The organism is Desulfovibrio aminophilus DSM 12254, assembly GCF_000422565.1.
Lineage (GTDB): Bacteria > Desulfobacterota > Desulfovibrionia > Desulfovibrionales > Desulfovibrionaceae > Aminidesulfovibrio > Aminidesulfovibrio aminophilus.
This window is the reverse complement of record NZ_AUMA01000015.1, coordinates 40,447-58,319: the sequence shown is the minus strand read 5'-3', so window position 1 is coordinate 58,319 and position 17,873 is coordinate 40,447. Positions and strand designations below refer to the sequence as shown.

Here is a 17,873-nt window from a genome sequence, read left to right as displayed (position 1 = left end):
GGCAGGATTTCCTGGCGGCAGCGGCAGATTTGCAATGAGATTGCAAATTAGCCGGTAGCGGTCCTACAGTTCAGGAAACGTTTGGGGTTGTTCTCGCTAGGCTGCAACGGCCAAAATCAAAAGAGCACTTGAGAAGGGTAAGATAATCGAAGCGGGGGTAAAATGGTGAGGTCACCATTGGTTCCAATATGTGATACCCGGCGAAAAGTCCGAGGTTATTTTCATGCCATTATTCACTGATAGCTACACTTGGAATTTTTCTTTCACATTAAGTGATTTGATCTCTCTCTTAGCTGTTATAGCAACTCTATTTATAGCCATACAAACTTTTAAATTACAGAAATATCAAAATAAAATACAAGATAAAATTCTTGCCAATGAACAGTTTCAATTTAAGAAAGCTATCGCCGGGCAAGTAAGAATTTTAATATATTATTTTAAAAATGACATATTTCAGTTTATTAGCCCAAATGAATTAAATTTATTATCTGATAAATCAAATCTTCTTCACTATTTCGACAATGAATTTGAAAAAGCAGTTAGCAAACTTTTTTCTTTATATAATGAACTAATATACATTAATGGCAAAGTAGATGGCCGTCTATCCTTCAAGCCTCTCCGACCAAATCAATCAAAAGAAGAAGTAATTAAAAGAAATAAAGAAATTCATTGGGAAGCAACCATCACAAGTGAATTGCTGTATAAAAAATTAGAATCCTATAACTTATAATATCGCATTCAAAACCACGAGAGCCGGAGGCTTGCGCCCCCGGCTCTCATTTTGCCTTTCTATAACCGGGCGAAGCCCGCCTAATCCACCACCTTCAAGTCAAACGCGGCAATCGCATACAGCGTCGGCACCATGAGCAGGGTCGTCATGGTGGCGATCAGCAGGCCGCCGATCTGGGCGTAGCACAGCGGTTCCCAGAGCGGGCCGCCGTGCCAGGAGAGCGGGAACAGGGCCGTCACGGTCGCGCCCACAGTGATGAGCACGGGCCGCAGGCGCATGACGCCCGCGTCGATGAGGGCCATGCGCAGGTCGTCGCCCTCGGCCCGGCGCTCCTCGATGAAGTCGAAGAGCACGATGATGTGGCTGACGATGACGCCGATGAGGCTCACGATGCCCAGGTAGGCCATGAACCCGAAGGGCGAGTACGTGGCGTAGAGCACCGCGAAGGCCCCGGACATGCCGTAGGGGATGGCCGCGAAGACGATCAGCGGCTTGACCGCGTTCTTGAACTGCATGAGCAGGGCCAGGTAGATGGCCGCCACGGAGATAAGCAGCACCAGGGTCATCTCGCCGAAGCCCTTGACCTGCTCGTACTGTTCGCCGCCCACCTCAAGCCGGAAGCCCGGGGGCAGTTCCTTCTCGAACTGGGGCAGGATCGGGTTGATGTTGGCCATGACCTGCGAGGCCAGGGCCCCCTGCTGCGGGAAGCAGGCCGGGATGATGCAGCGGAACTGGTTGCGCCGGAAGATCTTCTCCGACTCCATGCCGTATTCCAGACGCGAGATCTGGTGCAGGGGCACGTGCGAGCCCGTGGCCTCGGAGGTCACGTAGACGCTCTGCACGTCCTCGATGCCCGCGCGCTCCTCCATGCGCAGCCGCGCCCTGATCGGAATGGTCAGGCGTCCCTCGCGCAGGGTGGTGACCTCGAAGCCGTTCATGGCCGCGGCCGAGGACTGGGCCACGTCCATGTTCGTGACCCCGGCCATGTTGGCCTTGTCCGAGTCGATGTCCAGGCGCACGCGGAAGATCTCCGCGCCCCAGTTGTCCTGGATGCGCTCGCCGTAGGGCGCGGCGCGCAGCAGGGTCTTGAGCTTCTCGGCGTTCTGGCGCAGGGCGCGCATGTCCTCGCCGTAGATGCGGATCTGCACCGGGATGCCGATGGGCGAGCCGGTCTCCAGCTTGCGGGTGTCCACCCGGGCCCCGACGATCTTGGCCGAAAGGGCCTCCTGCAACGGAGGAATGAGCCCGCCGGTGTAGTGGTTGTCCTTCACCTCCACCAGCACCTGGGCGTAGTTCGGCTGGGACAGCTCGGGCGAGACCGAGAACCAGAAGCGCGGCCCGCCGCCGCCCACGAAGCTCGTCACCGAGGTGAGCACGTCCGCGGGCTTGCCCGGCTTGCCGATGGTCTTGCCGTATTCCGCGGCCGCCTCGCGCACCACGGCCTCCACCTGGCGGGTGACCTGGTCCGTGGCGCTCACGGGCGCGTCCTCCGGCAGCCAGACGTCCAGGTAGAAGAGGTAGGACAGGTCGTTGGGGAAGTACTGCGGATTGAGCTTGCTTTGCATCCAGAAGCCCGCCACCACGATGACCAGGGACGCGGCCAGGGTCTTCCAGCGGTGGTCGATGCAGAAGCTCACCAGCCTGCTGTAGTACTTGAAGAAGCCCCGGGAGCGCATCTCCTCCATGCTGGCGGCCTCGTTCCTGCCGGGGCGCAGCAGGGAACGGCCGATGAGCGGGATGAAGGTCATGGAGACGATGCGCGAGGCGATCAGGGCGCAGGTGACCACGATGGGCAGGGAATACAGGAAGCGGCCCTTGTCGCCCTGGAGCATGAGATAGGGCAGGTAGGCCACGATGTTCGTCACCGTGGCGTACATGATGGCCTTGGCCAGCTTCACCGGCCCGAGCCAGGCGGCCACGTCGGCGGGCTTGCCCGCCCGCAGCTCGTGCTTGATGGCGTCGTTGGCCACCACGGGGTCGTCCACCAGGAGCCCCAGGGCGATGATGAGCGCGGCCAGGGAGACCTGCTGGAGGTCGATGCCCACGAGATGCATCATGCCGAAGGTCATGGCCAGGGTGATGGGAATGGACATGGCCATGAGCAGGGCCGAGCGCCATTCGCGGAAGCCGATGAAGGCCACGATGACCACCAGGGCGATGGCCTCGTAGATGCTGTCCATGAACAGGTCGATCTTCTCCACCACCTGCCGGGGCTGGTCCGAGGTCCGGGCCAGGATCAGGTCGTCGGGCAGGCGGGCCTTGAGTCCGGCCAGCACGCCGTCCACCTGCTCGGAGAAGTCCGCGATCTGCTCGCCCGAACGCATGTTGATGGCCAGGGTGATGGCCCGGCAGCGCTGCCACTCGCCCTTGGGGTCGCGCCAGACGTGGTAGTTCAGGTTGGTCTTGGGGTTCTCGTAGTCCCGGTTGATGTCCACGATGTCGCGCAGGTAGACCGGCGCGCCGTTCTTGCTCACCGTGATGACCGCCGAGGCCAGCTCGGACGCGTTCTTGAACTCGCCCGAGGGGTTGATGAGCAGGTTCTTGCCCTGGGCCTCGATGATGCCGCCGGGCAGGGCGATGTTGCGCGCGGCCAGCACGTTCTGGAGATCCCAGGGGTTCAGGCCGTAGGCCGCCAGACGCGGCTGGGAATACTCCAGGTAGACCGTCTCGTTGACCACGCCCCAGCGGGAGATCTTGCTCACGATGGGCAGGGTCAGCAGGGTGCGCTGGATGGTCTCGGTGAAATCCTCGAGCTGCTTGTAGGTGTAGCGGTTGCCGGCCACGGCGCCGAGCTTGGCCCGGGTCTCGGCCGGGTCGTGGACCAGGGCCGGGAACCACATGTCCGGGCTGAACTCCGAGGCCCGCAGGCGGTTGTTGGCGAAGACCCGCAGGTTGTTCAGCACCTCGGCGTCGGAGAGTGTGGTCCGCATGTCGAACACGGCCAGCCAGGGACCGGCGCTCACGCGCACGTCCTCGGCCAGCCCCTGGGCGAGCAGGTATTCGCGCAGCAGTTCGGCCTTGCGCCGGATCAGGGACAGGGCGCTCGTCTCGGGATAGACCACCACCACGCTGACGCGCGGCTCCTGGGCGTCGCCGCGCAGCTCGCGGATGGCCTTCTCGGCGTCGCGGGCGCGCAGGTCCACCTCCACTTCGCTCACCGGCGGCGAGGCCACGGTGAGCATGAGGGTGGCGGTGTCGCCGAAGTCCTTGATGAACTGCACCGGCCCCGCGCCCTCGGGCAGCCCGGCGATGGCCATGAGCTTGTTGTTGATGTCGTCGAAGGTCTCGCCGGTGGAGTCCAGGTCGTCCTGGAGCTTGACCTTGACCACGGAGAGGCCCGTGCGGGTGGTGGCCTCGATGCGGTCCACCTCGTCGTTGGCCGAGATGGCCTGCTCGATCTTGCGGGTCACGAGCTGCTCGACCTTCTCCGAGGGGATCCCCGGCCAGGGGCAGAGGGCCACGGCCTCGCGCACCGGGATGTCCGGATCCTTGCGCTGGGGCATGTGCAGGTAGCCGTAGACGCCCCAGAGCATCACCGCGGCCAGGAGCACCCAGGAGATGTGCCGGTTCTCGACGAAGTAGCGGGCCGTGTTGTGCGAGGCCAGCAGTTTGGCCTCGTCGCGGGGTTCGTGGCTCATTTCGGCCTCACGGGATGATGTTCACGGTCTGGCCCTCGAAGACCTGGCTGGCCCCGGAGACGACCACCCGCTCACCGGCGGCGACGCCCTCGGTGATGGCCACCGCGTCGCCCTTGACCGCGCCGAGCTGGACCTTGCGGCCCGTGACGACGGGCTTGCCGTCCTTCTCGCTCACCAGCCAGACCATGTAGCCGTCGGCCCCGTCCGGGGGACGGACCACGGCCGAGAGCGGCACGACCATGCCCGCCGGGGCGGCGCTCTTGCCGTCGCCCAGCGTCACCTGGGCGATCATGCCCTCCTTGAGTTCGAAGCCCGGGTTCTGGACCTCCACGTCCACGTTGAAGACCCGGCTCTTGGCGTCGGCCGAGGGCGAGACCGAGAGCACCGTGCCCTGGAAGCTCTTGTTGCCCAGGGCCTCCACGGTCACGCTCAGGGCGTCGCCGGCCTTGACCAGGGAGAGCGCCGTGTCCGGCACGCCGAACTGGGCCTTCACCGAGGAGAGGTCCGAAAGCACGAAGGCCAGGGTTCCGGCCTTGACCAGGGTGCCCAGCTCCACCTGGCGCTTGACCACGAAGCAGTCCATCGGGGACTTGAGTTCCGTGTCGCCGAGCTGGATGTCCGCCGACTCCAGGGCCGAGCGGGTCTGCTCCACCTTGGACTTGGCCACGGAGAGCATCTCGGTGGCCCGGTCGAATTCGCTCTGGGAGATGTAGCCGCCCTTCACCAACTCGGCGGCCCGCTGGTAGTCGAGCTGGGCCTGGCGCATCTGGGCCTGGGCCTCGCCCAGGACGCCGCGGGCCTGGCTGGACTGGGCCACGTAGTCGCTGACCCGCACCCGGGCCAGCAGGGCCCCGGCCTTGACCATGTCGCCGGGCTGCACATCGCGGGCCTTGCCGTCCGGGCCGGGAACCTGGAGGATGGCCTCCACGTAGCCGCCGACCTTGAAGGCCATCTCCACCTGGGCCCGAGGCACGAAGCTGGCGGAATACTTGAATCCGGAGGTCATGCTCCCGGGCTGCACGGCCAGCACCCGCACCGGGGTCGGCGGCGGCGCGTCGGATTTGCCGCGATCGCAGGCCAGGGAGAGGAAAGCGGCCACGAAGGCCGCCGCGAAGAACATCATCCTGAGGGAATCGAACCGGACGCCGTGGACTTTCATGGCACACCTCATGAGGGGGGATCCGTCTCTTTCGTCCAGCCTTACACCAGTGCGCCCGGGAAACGCAATTTCTAATTTGTTTTCAGATGGTAAAGGCCGCGGACCGGCTACTGGCGCTGTTCCTGGGAACCGTCCGGCATGCCCCGGCGGCGGCGAAAACGCATGTAGGACGCCTGTTCGCACACGGTCTCCACGTTCTGGCAGAAAAGTTCCACGAGGTCGCGGTCCAGCCGTCCGCCCCGGGCCTCGTCGCGCAGGATGTTCAGGGCCGCCTGGCTGGAGGAGGCGGGTTTGTAGTGCCGCTCCTGGGTGATGGCGTCGTAGATGTCCACGATGGCCAGCAGGCGGCTCTGGAAGAGGATGTCCTCGCCGCGCGCGCCGTCGGGATAGCCCGAGCCGTCCAGGCGCTCATGGTGCTGGCGCACGATGGTCCGCAGCCGGGACAGGCCGTTCTTGAACGGGATGTGTTGCAGGATGCGGTGGCTCTCGGCCGGGTGGCGCTCGATCTCGTGGCGCTCCTCCGGGGTCAGGTTGCCGTAGGCCAGGAGCAGGCAACGCTGCTCGTCCTCGCGCAGGAGCGGCACGGGGCGGCCCTCCACGTTCCAGGCCGTGCCCGCCAGGGTGCGCACGAACTCCAGATCCTCCCGCGAGGGCGTCACCGTGGAGTTGATGGCCCGCAACCGCTCGTAGGCCTTGCGCCAGGGATAGTCCGCGCAGGAGCCGAAGAGTTCCAGGCGCAGGCCGATGATCTCCAGGAGCTTCTCGGGCAGGCGGGTGTCCTTGGTCAGAACCTCCTCCTTGATGCCGATCTTGCCGATGTCGTGGAGGATGCCCGCGTAGTAGACCTCGTTGATCTCCTCCTCGGAGAAGGTCACGTGCGGGAAACGGGTCTCGTCGGCGTCCACCACCTGGGCGAAGGCCGCCGCCAGGCTGGCCACGCGCTCGGAGTGTCCGGCCGTGAAGGGGTCGCGGGCGTCGATGGCCTCGGCCAGGGCCTGAAGCAGGGCCTCCATGAGCACCTGGATGCCCTCGAAGTTCTGGGCGTTGCTCACCGCGATCCCGGCCACCGAGGCCAGGGTGGAGAGGTGCTTCAGGTGCGCGGCCTTGAACGGCCCGGGTTCGCGGGAGGCCAGGACGAGCACCCCCACCAGGCGCACCGGCGAAAGCACCGGCAGCACGAGCATGGAACGGATGTCCGGCGTCTCCCCGGCCCAGCGCGGGTCGCGGGACAGGTCGTTGACGATCTCGCCCCGGCCGCTCTCGACCACCTCCCGGAACAGGCGGCTGGCGGGCAGGCCGTCCAGGCCCGAAGGCGGCGCGCCGAAGCATCCGGCCGAGGTGAACGCTCCCCCGGACTCCAGGAACACGCAGCCCATGTCCGCGGGCACCGCGCCCTCCCGGCACTCCTCCAGCAGAGCCCGGGTGGTGTCGCGCAGGCGCAGGGTGTTGTTCAGGGCGAAGACCGAGCGGTGCAGCAGGGCCAGCTCTCGGTATTTCTGCAGGGTCTCGTCGGCGATGGCTCGGCGGGCGGCCTCGGCCTGGGAGGCGGCGTGCAGCGAGAAGGCCAGGAAATCCAGGATGCGCCGCCAGGCCAGACGGTCCTCGCTGGACCGGGAGGAGAGACCGTCCAGGCAGAGCGTCAGGCAGGCCGGGGGGCCCTCCTCGAAGAACAGGGGCACCGAAAGGTTGTCCGGACAGGTGGGGCTGTACCGCTCCAGCCGGCCCCCGGCGGCGGCCTCGGCCTCGGAGCCGAGGATCACGTACAGAGCCGCGCCGGGCGGCAGAAGCACGAGGGAGCGCTCCAGGAAATCGCGCAGAAAGTCCGCCGGGAGGTGCTTCTTGAGCCGGGACATGGACTCTCCGGCGTCAGGAGGGCAGGCCCAGGATCTCCCGCGCGGCGTCCACCACCTCGTCGGGATCGAAGGGTTTGGTCATGTATTGTCCCGCGCCGGACTCCAGCCCCTGGCGGCGGTCGGTCTCCTGCCCCTTGGCCGTGAGCAGGATGATGCGCACGCCCTTGAGGCCCGGGTCGCGGGTCACGGCCTCGCAGACCTCGTAACCGTTCATGCGCGGCATCATGATGTCCAGGAAGACCAGGTCCGGGCGTTCCCGGCGGATGGTCTCCAGGCCCTCGATGCCGTTGGAGGCGGTGAGGATGGTCACGCCGTGGACGTCTTCGAGCTCTTCCAGGGCCTGGACCAGGAGCATGCGGATATGGACCTCGTCGTCCACGATGAGAATCTTCCCGGCCATCGGCCATTCCCCCGCGCGAGACAATTGCTCTTCTTTTGACACAAACTTCCGGCACAGACAAGGGCTCGCGTCACAATGGCCTTCAAATTCAGGAAAATCCATGCTATGCAAAGGGACCGGCCGCCTTTTCAGGGACGGCGGCATTCCATCAGGGGGGACGAACGGCATGGGCGCAGCGGGCATTTTCCGGGCAGGGGTCTCGCGCCGCGCCGCCATCCTGGTCCTGGCCCTCTGCCTGACCCTGGCCGCGTTGCCGGCCCGGGCCGCCGACGACATCCTCCTGGGCATGAACTACCCCCTCACCGGCCCCTATTCCGTGGAGGGCCTGGACGAGATCCGGGCCGCCCGCATGGCCGTGGACGAAATCAACGCCCAGGGCGGCATCCTCGGCCGCCGCGTGGAGCTGGCGCCGCGCGACTCGGCCTCGGACGTGCTCCAAACCCGGCTCAACGTGCGCAACCTGCTGGACGCGGGCTGCCGGATGATCTTCGGCGGGGCCTCCAGCGCCGTGGCCATCGAGGCCTCGCGGCTCTGCGCCGAGGCCGGGGTGCCCTTCTTCGGAACCCTGACCTATTCGATGTCCTTCAGCGTGGAGCACGGCAACCGCATGGCCTTCCGGGAGTGCTCCGACGCCCGGATGACCGCCGGAGTGCTTGGGCCCTGGCTCAACGCCCGCTTCGCCGGGAAAAAGTACTTCTACATCACCGCCGACTACACCTGGGGCTGGAGCACCGAGGCGGCCCTGCGCCGGGCCACCGGCACCCTCGACTCCGAGGCCCATCCCGGCCTGCTCACCCCCCTGGGGGCCACGGACTACACCGTCGAACTGGAGCAGGCCCGCGACGCCCAACCCGCCGTGCTCGTGCTGGCCCTGTTCGGCAAGGACATGGCCTACGCCCTGGAAAAGGCCGTGGAGATGGGCCTGCCGCGCTTCTGCCAGATCGTGGTCCCGAACCTGACCCTGGGCATGGCCGAGCGCGCCGGGGCCGTGGCCATGCACGGGGTCGTGGGGACCACTCCCTGGACCTGGAAGGCCCCAGCGCTGCTCGGCCAGACGCGCGGACAGGCCTTCGTGGACGAATTCGTGCGCCGCTACCGCCGCTACCCGAGCACTCCCGGGGCCAGCGCCTACACCATCGTCCACGAATACAAGGCCGCCGCCGAGGCCGCCCAGTCCCTGGAGCCCGCCGACGTGGTCCGGGCCCTGGAGGGCCGCACCTTCCGGCTGCTCAAGGACGACCAGACCTGGCGCGCCCTGGACCATCAGAACATCCAGACCGTCTTCCTCGTGCGCGGCAATCCGCCGGAAAAGGTTCTGGCCGACCCCCTGCGCCTGGACTATTTCGAAATTCTGGAGGCCCGGCCGGGCCCCGGGATCGCCCTGAGCGAGGAGGAATGGCGGGAGCTGCGCCTGGAGCACGGCCTTCCGCCGCGTCTGGAGCCCCTGGAGGGCGACCGGCCGTGAAAAAGACCGGACAGGCATCCTCCTTCCTGCCCCTGCCCCAGGGCACCTTCTGGCGCTTCCTGCTCATCAGCTCGGTCATCGCCGTGGTCACGGCCGCGGCGGCCATGGGCGTGGCCTGGGTGCTCGGCCGCAACATCGTGCACGACATCCAGGAGGAAGGCAGCCTGGCCGTGCTGCGCAGCGCCGTGGACCTGGTGGGCCGCACGCGCATCGCCGACGAGCAGATGCGGGCCTTCTACATGGACCAGCGCCGCGAGGCCCTGCGCAGCACCAACGACTACACCGTGAACGTGCTCCAGACCTACGAGCGCCAGATCCGCCTCCTGGGCCGCAAGTCCGGGGAGGCCCGGGCCACGGCCCTGGCCCGCCTGGGCGAGGTCTCGTCCGGCCTGGACCATCCCGTGTTCATCATCGGCCCGGACCGCCTCATGCTGGTCCACCCCAACCCGGAATTCGTGGGCCGGTCCAGCCTGGAGTTCCGAGACACCCTGGGCCGCCCCCTGTTCGAGGAGACCCTGGAGGCCGCCCGCCACGCCCGGTCCGGGCAGTCGGTCTTCGGGCTCTACCCCTGGGTCAACCCCAAGACCCTGCGCATGGAGCTCAAGCTCCTGGCCGCGCGCTACTTCCCGCCCTGGGAGCTGACCGTCTGCGCGGACATGTTCATGGGCGACGTGGAGCAGGACCTGGCCCCGCGCCGCCTGGCCAACCTGGGCGAACTCCAGGCCCGCATCCGCGAAATCATGGTGGCCAAGACCGGCTACATGCTCGTCATGGACCAGAACGGGACCATGATCGCCCACCCCGTGCTCACCGGCCAGAACATGTTCCAGCTCACGGACCGCGACGACCGCCCGCTGGGCGAACTCTTCCGCGAGGCCGCCGAACGGCCTTTCGGCAAAAACAGCTTCCGCTATTTCTGGGAACGGCCCGACGACCGGGGCGACTTCTCCAACGAGAAGATCGCCTGGTGCATCCGCGAGCCCACCACCGGCTGGTACGTGGCCGCCACGGCCTACGTGAAGGACATGGAGGCCGAGCTGCCGCGCCTGGCCCTGTCCATCTTCCTGCCCTCCCTGGGGGCCATCCTCATCCTCGCCGGAGCCCTGGCTCTGCTCTTCCGCAACCTCATCCGCCCCGTGCGCGACCTCATCGCCGTGTGCCAGGCCGTGAGCCGGGGCGAACTGGAGGTCATGGCCCCGGAGGATTCCCCCGGCGAGATGGGCTTCCTGGCCCGGCACTTCAACTTCATGATCCGCAGGCTGCGCGGCCTGCGCAAGAAGGAGGAGCGCCGCCGCCTGGACCTGGAGGCTCTGAACCGCGAGCTGGAGAAGGTCGTGGACGTGCGCACCCGGGCCCTCAAACGCAAGGCCCACACCCTTGAGGAGGCCAACCGGAGCCTGAAGGAACTGGACACCATGAAGTCCGCCTTCCTCTCCTCGGTCTCCCACGAGCTGCGCACCCCGCTCACCTCGGTGCTCGGCTTCGCCAAGCTCATCAGCCGCGACTTCGCCAACCACTTCCAGGCCCTGGCCGGAAACGAGGACAAGCTCGTCCGCCGGGGCCGCCGCATCCTGGACAACCTGGAGATCATCCGCTCCGAGGGCGAGCGCCTGACCCGGCTCATCAACGACGTGCTCGACCTGAACAAGATCGAGTCCGGCCGCGTGGACTGGCGCGACGCGGACATCCTCATCGGGGCCGTGGTGGAGCGGGCCGTGACCGCCGTGCGCGGCCAGTTCGCGGAGAACCCGAACCTCGAGCTGCGGGTCGAGGTGGAGCCCGGCCTGCCGCCCATGCGCCTGGACTTCGACCGCATGGTCCAGGTCTTCCTCAACCTCCTGCACAACGCCGCCAAGTTCACCCGCGCGGGCTCGGTGACGGTGCGCGTGTTCCGCGCGGGCGACACCCTGCGCGCCGAGGTCCAGGACACCGGCGTGGGCGTTCCCGAGGTCGACCGCGAACGCATCTTCGACAAGTTCCATCAGGTGCGCCTGAGCGACACCCTGCGCGAGAAGCCCCAGGGCACGGGCCTCGGACTGGCCATCTGCCGCCAGATCGTGGAACGCTACGGCGGGACCATCCACGTGGAGTCCGAGGTGGGCCGGGGCAGCACCTTCATCATCGAGATGCCCCTCAACCCCGTTCCCCGCGAGACCCAGCCCGAGCCCGCGCCTCCCGCGGAGACCCGGGCGCGCACGGACAAGGCCCTGGTCCTGGTGGCCGACGACGAGCCCGCGGTCAACTCCTACCTGACCCAGCTCCTGGAAGCCCAGAGTCTGGAGGTGGTCCAGGCCTTCGACGGCGAGTCGGCGGTGAAGAAGGCCGGGGCCTACCAGCCCGACCTGATCATCATGGACATCATGATGCCCGGCATGGACGGCCGCACGGCCATCGCCCTGCTGCGCCGCGACCCCCGCACCGCGGGCATCCCGGTGATGGTCGTCTCGGCCCTGCCGGATCTCTCGGACATGGGCGGCGACGCGGCCCTGAAGAAACCCGTGGACGAGGCCGCCTTCATCGAGGCGGTGAACTGCCTGCTCAACCGCGCGCACGGCGGACGGCCCGTGCTGGCGCTGCGCCGGAACGGCGAGACCGTGCCCGGCCCGTTCTTCGCCCTCTGCCCGGCCGAGAGCATCCTGCACTGCGACGAGACCGAGATGTGGCGGCGCATCGAACAGGGCTTCCAGGGCACCATTCTCCTGCCGCCCTGGGCCGTGGAGCAGCTGGACATGAAACGCCTGGCGGCGCTCCAGGGCGTCCATCTCCTCATCCTGCCCCCTTCGGGTGATTCATAGCCCCCTTCAGAAAGGCAAAAGCCTCTTCGCCTTTCCATGAACCGGCGAAGCCGGCCCCCTTCGGGGGTTTCCAGAAAGGCAAAAGCCTCTTCGCCTTTCTATGAACCGGCGAAGCCGGAGACGAAGCCGGAGATGGCGGGTTCCATGATTCCGCGGACATGGGCCAGGGCCTGGGCGTCCTCGCCCTCGAAGCGCAGGACCAGGGCGGCCTGGGTGTTGGAGGCGCGCACGAGACCCCAGGCCCGGGGCAGGGTCAGGCGCACGCCGTCGGTGTCGTCCAGGCGCCAGCCGTGGCGCGCGGCCAGGTCGCGGAAGTGCTCCAGGGCCTTGGCCACCACGGCGAACTTGATCTCTTCGGGGCAGTCCACGCGCATCTCCGGGGTGTTGGCCGTGCGCGGCCAGCCCAGGAGCCGCGACAAGGGGACGCCGGGGTTCTCGTCGAGCACCTCCACCAGCCGCAAGGCCGCGTAGGAGGCGTCGTCGAAGCCGAAGAAACGGTCGGAGAAGAACATGTGTCCGCTCATCTCCCCGGCCAGGGCCGCGCCGGTCTCGATGAGCTTGGCCTTCATGAGCGAGTGGCCCGTGGCGGCCATGACCGGCACGCCGCCGTGCTCCTCGATGTCCCGGAAAAGCAGGTGCGAACACTTCACGTCGCCGATGACCGTCTGGCCGGGCCGCCGACGGAGCAGACTCCGGGCGTAGAGGGTCAGAACCTGGTCGCCGTACAGGAGCCGCCCGGTCTCGTCCACGGCCCCGATGCGGTCGCCGTCGCCGTCCAGGCCCACGCCGAGGTCCGCGCCGGAGCGCCGAACCAGCTCGGAGAGCCGGCGGGCGTTCTCCTCCACCACGGGGTCGGGGTGGTGGTTGGGAAAGGTTCCGTCGGGCTCGCAGAACAGGCGGATCACCTCGCAGCCCACGCATTCCAGCAGGCTCGCGGTGATCTCCCCGGCCGCGCCGTTGCCGCCGTCCACCACGACCTTGAGGGGCCGGGAGAGGGTCAGCTGGGACGACAACTCTTCCAGATAGGCGGGCACCACGTCGTGGCGCGAGACCAGCCCGGGGCGCTCGGCCCGGACGAAATCGCGGGCGGCCATGAGGTCGTACAAGGCGGTCACGCCTTCGCCGTGCAGGGTGGTGGCCCCGCACCAGACCTTGAAGCCGTTGTACTCCGGCGGGTTGTGGCTGGCCGTGACCATGACCCCGGCCTCGAGGCCGAAGTGCTTCACCGCGTAATAGAGCACCGGCGTGGAGATCAGGCCCAGGGTGATCACGTCCACCCCGGCGGAGGAAAGCCCCAGGCAGAGACGGTCGAGGTACTCGGGCGAGGTGGCGCGGCAGTCATGACCGGCGACGGCCCGGGTCAGCCCCCGGCGGGTGAAGAGCGTGCCGCAGGCGCGGCCCAGCTCCTCGGCGAAGTCGGGGTCCAGGTCCCGGCCCACCAGGCCCCGGATGTCGTAGGCGCGGAACACGCCGGGATTGAGAGCGATCATGCCGTCATCCTCGTGTTTCGGAGGCGGTCGGAACGACTTTCCTTGACCTGGACCGCCATCCGTGGCTAGCATGGACGCATTATGAGCTGGGACTGGGAAAAACTGCAAGAGCAACAGCGGCGTCAGCGCGGAGGCGGCCCCGTGGGCCCCGAGCTGGGTAACATCACCGACAAATTCAAACAGTTCAAAGGGTTCCGCCTTCCAGGGGCGCGAATACTGGCGCTCGTGGTGCTGGGCCTTTGGCTGCTTTCCGGCATCTACATCGTGGAGCCGGACGAAGTGGGCGTGGTGACCCGCTTCGGATCCTTCGACCGCGTGGCCGATCCTGGGCCGCACTACCACATCCCCTTCCCCGTGGAAAGCGCGCAGACGCCCAAGACCACCCGCATCCGCAGGCTGGAGTTCGGCTACCGCAGCATCGGCCGTCAGGGCGACTCCCAGATGGCCACCCGCCCGGTGACCGAGGAATCGCTCATGCTCACCGGGGACGAGAACATCGTGGACGTGCAGTTCACGGTGCAGTTCCTGGTCAACGACCCCGTGGCCTACCTGTTCAACGTGGCCGACCCCGAGGGCGCGGTCAGGGGCGCGGCCGAGGCGGCCATGCGCGAGATCATGGGCAAGAGCAAGATCGACGCGGCGCTCACCTCGGGCAAGGATGAAATCCAGATCCAGACCCGCGACCTCATGCAGGACATCCTGGACCGCTACAAGGCGGGCATCAAGGTGGTGGCCGCGCAGCTGCAATACGTGCATCCCCCGGCCGAGGTCATCGAGGCCTTCAAGGACGTGGCCAGCGCCCGCGAGGACAAGAGCCGCTTCATCAACGAGGCCGACGCCTACCGCAACGACATCCTGCCCAAGGCCAGGGGCCAGGCGGCGGTCGTCGTCAACGAGGCCGAGGCCTACCGCGAAAGCGTGACCCGCACCTCCCAGGGCGAGGCCTCGCGCTTTCTGGCCGTGCTCACCGAATACAACAAGGCCAAGGACGTGACCCGCCAGCGCCTGTACCTGGAGACCATGCAGCGCGTTCTCGCCAATCCGGCCACGGAAAAGCTCGTGCTCACGGACAAGGCGTTGGAGAAGACCGTTCCCTATCTGCCCCTGCCCGCCCTCTCGCCGGCCAGGCCCGCGCCCGCCCCGGAAGGAGGCAAGAAGCAATGACCAACAAACAGATCGCCCTTGTGGCCGGAGCGGTCCTCCTGCTCCTGGTTCTGACCCAGACCGCCTTCGTGGTGCATCAGACCGAGACGGCCATCGTGGTCCAACTGGGCAAGCCCGTGACCGGCGCGCTCAAGCCCGGCCTGCACTTCAAGCTGCCCCTGGTGCAGAGCGTGACCTTCTTCGACGCCCGCGTCCTGGACTACGACGCCAAGCGCGCGGAGATCCTCACCGAAGACAAGAAGGCCATGGTGGTGGACCACTACACCAAGTGGCGCATCACCGACCCGCTGCTCTTCTACCAGACCGTGCGCACCGAGGCCGGGGCCCAGGCCCGGCTGGACGACATCACCTACGCCGCGCTGCGCGAGGCTCTGGGCCGCCACACGCTCATCGAGGTGGTTTCCGAGAAACGCACCGAGATCATGGAGCAGGTGGTCAGACAGTCGCAGGAACTCCTCTCGCCCTACGGCATCCTGGTGGTGGACGTGCGCATCAAACGCACCGACCTGCCGCCCGAAAACGAGCGGGCCATCTTCGGCCGCATGCAGGCCGAACGCGAACGCCAAGCCAAGCAGTACCGCTCCGAGGGCCAGGAGGAAGCCGCCAAGATCCGGGCCCAGGCCGACAAGGAGCGCACGGTGCTCCTGGCCGAGGCCGAGCGCCAGGCCTCGACCATCCGCGGCGAGGGCGACGCCAAGGCCACCCGGACCTACGCCGAGGCCTACGGCCAGTCGCCGGAGTTCTACGCCTTCAAGCGCAGTCTCGAGGCGTACGAGTCCTCGCTCAAGGACAACACGCGTCTGGTCCTGACTCCCGGCAGCCCGTTCCTGCGCTACTTCCAGTAGCCGCACGAACACGCATTCCAACACCTCTCCGCCGCGCACCGTGCTCACCAAAGGACGGTGCGCGGCTTTTTTCAACCCTTCCCAGCCTCTCTCCATCAAACGCGGGCATCCCTGCCCTCGCACGGCATGAATGTAGGCGCTCCCCCCGCCCCGCGCGCGGGCGGCGCGGGCCCACCCCCCTCCGACAGCACGGTTCGGCCCCCGCGCCCTGGCCGGGCTCATTTGCCACGTATTTCCCAGCAACTACCGGGGACATTATTTTTTCATGAATTTGAGCGGGTGCTCACTTCCCTCTTCAAAAATCTGCTATATTCTTTCTCATGGGAACGGCTCGAGCAAGGCGCGCCGCCGGTTCCCGAATGCTTTCTTGACATTCGGACAGGCTCTGTCTACTAGACCTCTATTTTCGCGAAGGAGAACACGAAGCAGACAAAAGATTCGGATGGAAGCAGAGGCGCGAGGGGATCACAGTGAAGGGGTTTGCTGTCTCGCGTGAGCTCATTTGCTGGGAATCAACAGAGGGGGAAGCATTCATATCGATGGAACAACGGGCTTCAACCAACAGAGAAGCACTATAAGTTGGTAGATATAACAACGCATTTAGTTGTGACCAAGTATTCACCACCTGATAAGGGAGCGCATATGCCCAAGAACAAGAAGAAGTGCGACGAAAACCTCGAGCGCTGGTTCAACGAGGTTCTCGAACGCATCAAGAAGGCCACCGGGGCGCGGACCCAGGTGCAGCTGGCGGAGGTTCTGGACGTCCGGCAGTCGAGCATATCGGACGCCAAGCGCCGCTGCTCGGTGCCCGCCGACTGGTTCCTCAAGCTCTTCCGCAGCCACGGGCTCTCGCCCGACTGGCTGGCCCAGGGCACGGAACCGGTCTACCTGAACCCCACCCGCGGCAAGGTGGCCGCCGACACCCTGCTGCGCGAAGCTCCCGCTCCCTACGGCAAGCCCCATTCCCGCAGCCGCGTTGTGCCGGTCTGCTCCATGGCCGCGCCCAAGGACGGCGGCCCGACCTGGGAGCCCATGCCCGTTGACGACCTGGCCATTCCCGAGAGCTTCCACCGCGACAGCCTCGTGGTCATCAAGATGGACTCCACCGGCATGGAGCCGATCATCTGCCGGGGCGCCTTCGTGGGCATCGACACGGCCCAGAAGCAGTGCCCGGACGGCGACTTCAGCGCCGTCTACTTCCCCAAGCAGGGCCTGCTCGTCCGGCGGGTCTACTTCCAGAACGGCGAGTACGTCCTGCGCGCCGAGAAGGACTATTCCGACATCGTCATCCCGGCGGGAGACATGAAGGACCGCATCGTGGGCCGCGTGGCCTGGGTGCTCCAGAACATCACCCCCATGTGACCTTCAGGGCTGTTTCCCAGCCCCCACAGGCTCGGACGCGCGGCGTTCGGGCCTTTTTTGCGCCCTCCGCCCGCTTGACGCGGGGTTTCCCAGGACCTACGCTTCGGGTCCGGCCTTCAGGCCGAAGGAGAACGCCACATGTCCAAGCAACTCACCGCACCCGACATCCAGGCCCTCAAGGGCCGCGAGAAAATCGTCGCCGTCACCGCCTACGACTACGCCACCGGCTGCATCGCGGACGCCGCCGAGCCGGACCTCGTGCTCGTGGGCGACTCCCTGGGCATGGTCGTCATGGGCCTGCCCGACACCCTGGGCGTGACCATGGAGGACATGCTCCATCACTGCCGCTGCACCGCGCGCGCCGTGCGCCACGCCCTGCTGGTGGGCGACATGCCCTTCCTGTCCTACCATGCGGGAGTGGAGCAGGCCGTGCTGAACGCCGGGCGCTTCCTCAAGGAAGGAAACACCCGGGCCGTGAAGCTGGAGGGCGGGCGGGCCGTGCTGCCCCAGGTGCGGGGCATCGTCGCCTCGGGCATCCCGGTGGTGGGGCACATCGGACTCACGCCCCAGCACGTCGCCGGTTTCGGCGGATTCAAGGCCCAGGGCAAGACCGCCGAGGCCGCGCGCATCCTCCTGGAGGACGCCCGAGCCCTGGCCGACGCGGGCTGCTTCGCCCTGACCCTGGAGGCCATGCCCCGGGAGGTGGCCGCGCGGATCACCGAGGCCGTGCCCGTCCCGACCATCGGCATCGGCGCGGGTCCGGACACCGACGGCCAGGTTCTGGTCTTCCACGACCTGCTCGGCCTGTTCGACCGCTTCGTGCCCAAGTTCGTCAAACAGTACGCCCAGCTCTTCGGGCCGGCGGTGGAGGCCGTGCGGGCCTACGCCGAGGAGGTCCGCCGGGGAGCCTTCCCGGGCCCGGAGCAGACCACCGGCATGGACCCCAAGGAGCTGGAACGGCTCACGGACTGA

The 17,873-nt window shown here is 66.6% G+C and carries 12 protein-coding genes; 7 read left to right on the top strand and 5 right to left on the bottom strand.

The window, feature by feature from the left end; all coding sequences use genetic code 11:
* Positions 1-223 precede the first annotated feature (223 nt).
* Positions 224-730 (top strand): hypothetical protein, encoded by a 507-nt coding sequence (locus H587_RS20605; protein ID WP_156904518.1) that lies wholly within the window; start codon positions 224-226, stop codon positions 728-730.
* Between the two features lie 80 nt (positions 731-810).
* Here H587_RS20605 and H587_RS0110280 read toward each other — a convergent pair whose 3' ends face one another.
* The 4 genes from H587_RS0110280 to H587_RS0110265 all read right to left on the bottom strand — a co-directional run bounded on the left by H587_RS0110280 (position 811) and on the right by H587_RS0110265 (position 7,780).
* Positions 811-4,368 carry an efflux RND transporter permease subunit gene (locus H587_RS0110280; protein ID WP_027176198.1) on the bottom strand — a complete coding sequence of 1,186 codons (3,558 nt, stop codon included), beginning with the start codon at positions 4,366-4,368 and terminating at the stop codon, positions 811-813.
* Positions 4,369-4,375: 7 nt separating this feature from the next.
* Complete coding sequence (locus H587_RS0110275) at positions 4,376-5,527, bottom strand: efflux RND transporter periplasmic adaptor subunit (RefSeq protein ID WP_169432770.1); 1,152 nt, start codon at positions 5,525-5,527, stop codon at positions 4,376-4,378.
* 107 nt (positions 5,528-5,634) lie between these two features.
* Entirely contained in the window at positions 5,635-7,380 is a 1,746-nt protein-coding gene (locus H587_RS18165) for an HD domain-containing phosphohydrolase (RefSeq protein WP_051202649.1), read from the bottom strand.
* A 13-nt stretch (positions 7,381-7,393) separates the two neighbouring features.
* Positions 7,394-7,780 (bottom strand): response regulator, encoded by a 387-nt coding sequence (locus H587_RS0110265; RefSeq protein WP_027176196.1) that lies wholly within the window; start codon positions 7,778-7,780, stop codon positions 7,394-7,396.
* A 166-nt stretch (positions 7,781-7,946) separates the two neighbouring features.
* On the opposite strand from H587_RS0110265, the gene H587_RS0110260 reads away from it, so the two are divergent.
* Positions 7,947-9,245, top strand: a complete 1,299-nt coding sequence (locus tag H587_RS0110260; protein ID WP_084630594.1) for an ABC transporter substrate-binding protein — start codon at positions 7,947-7,949, stop codon at positions 9,243-9,245.
* Positions 9,242-12,040, top strand: a complete 2,799-nt coding sequence (locus H587_RS19700; protein ID WP_051202648.1) for a cache domain-containing protein — start codon at positions 9,242-9,244, stop codon at positions 12,038-12,040. The genes H587_RS0110260 and H587_RS19700 overlap by 4 nt, the downstream gene beginning before the upstream one ends.
* 98 nt (positions 12,041-12,138) lie before the next feature.
* Here the strand turns inward: H587_RS19700 and H587_RS0110250 are convergent, their stop codons facing one another.
* On the bottom strand, positions 12,139-13,530 hold the full coding sequence (locus tag H587_RS0110250) for a phosphomannomutase/phosphoglucomutase (RefSeq protein WP_027176194.1): 1,392 nt from the start codon (positions 13,528-13,530) through the stop codon (positions 12,139-12,141).
* An 81-nt stretch (positions 13,531-13,611) separates the two neighbouring features.
* On the opposite strand from H587_RS0110250, the gene hflK reads away from it, so the two are divergent.
* The 4 genes from hflK to panB all read left to right on the top strand — a co-directional run bounded on the left by hflK (position 13,612) and on the right by panB (position 17,873).
* On the top strand, positions 13,612-14,694 hold the full coding sequence (gene hflK / locus H587_RS0110245) for an FtsH protease activity modulator HflK (protein WP_027176193.1): 1,083 nt from the start codon (positions 13,612-13,614) through the stop codon (positions 14,692-14,694).
* Positions 14,691-15,539 (top strand): protease modulator HflC, encoded by an 849-nt coding sequence (hflC, locus tag H587_RS0110240; RefSeq protein WP_027176192.1) that lies wholly within the window; start codon positions 14,691-14,693, stop codon positions 15,537-15,539. The genes hflK and hflC overlap by 4 nt, the downstream gene beginning before the upstream one ends.
* Before the next feature lie 642 nt (positions 15,540-16,181).
* Complete coding sequence (locus H587_RS0110235; protein ID WP_027176191.1) at positions 16,182-16,901, top strand: LexA family transcriptional regulator; 720 nt, start codon at positions 16,182-16,184, stop codon at positions 16,899-16,901.
* Positions 16,902-17,039: 138 nt separating this feature from the next.
* On the top strand, positions 17,040-17,873 hold the full coding sequence (gene panB / locus H587_RS0110230) for a 3-methyl-2-oxobutanoate hydroxymethyltransferase (RefSeq protein WP_027176190.1): 834 nt from the start codon (positions 17,040-17,042) through the stop codon (positions 17,871-17,873).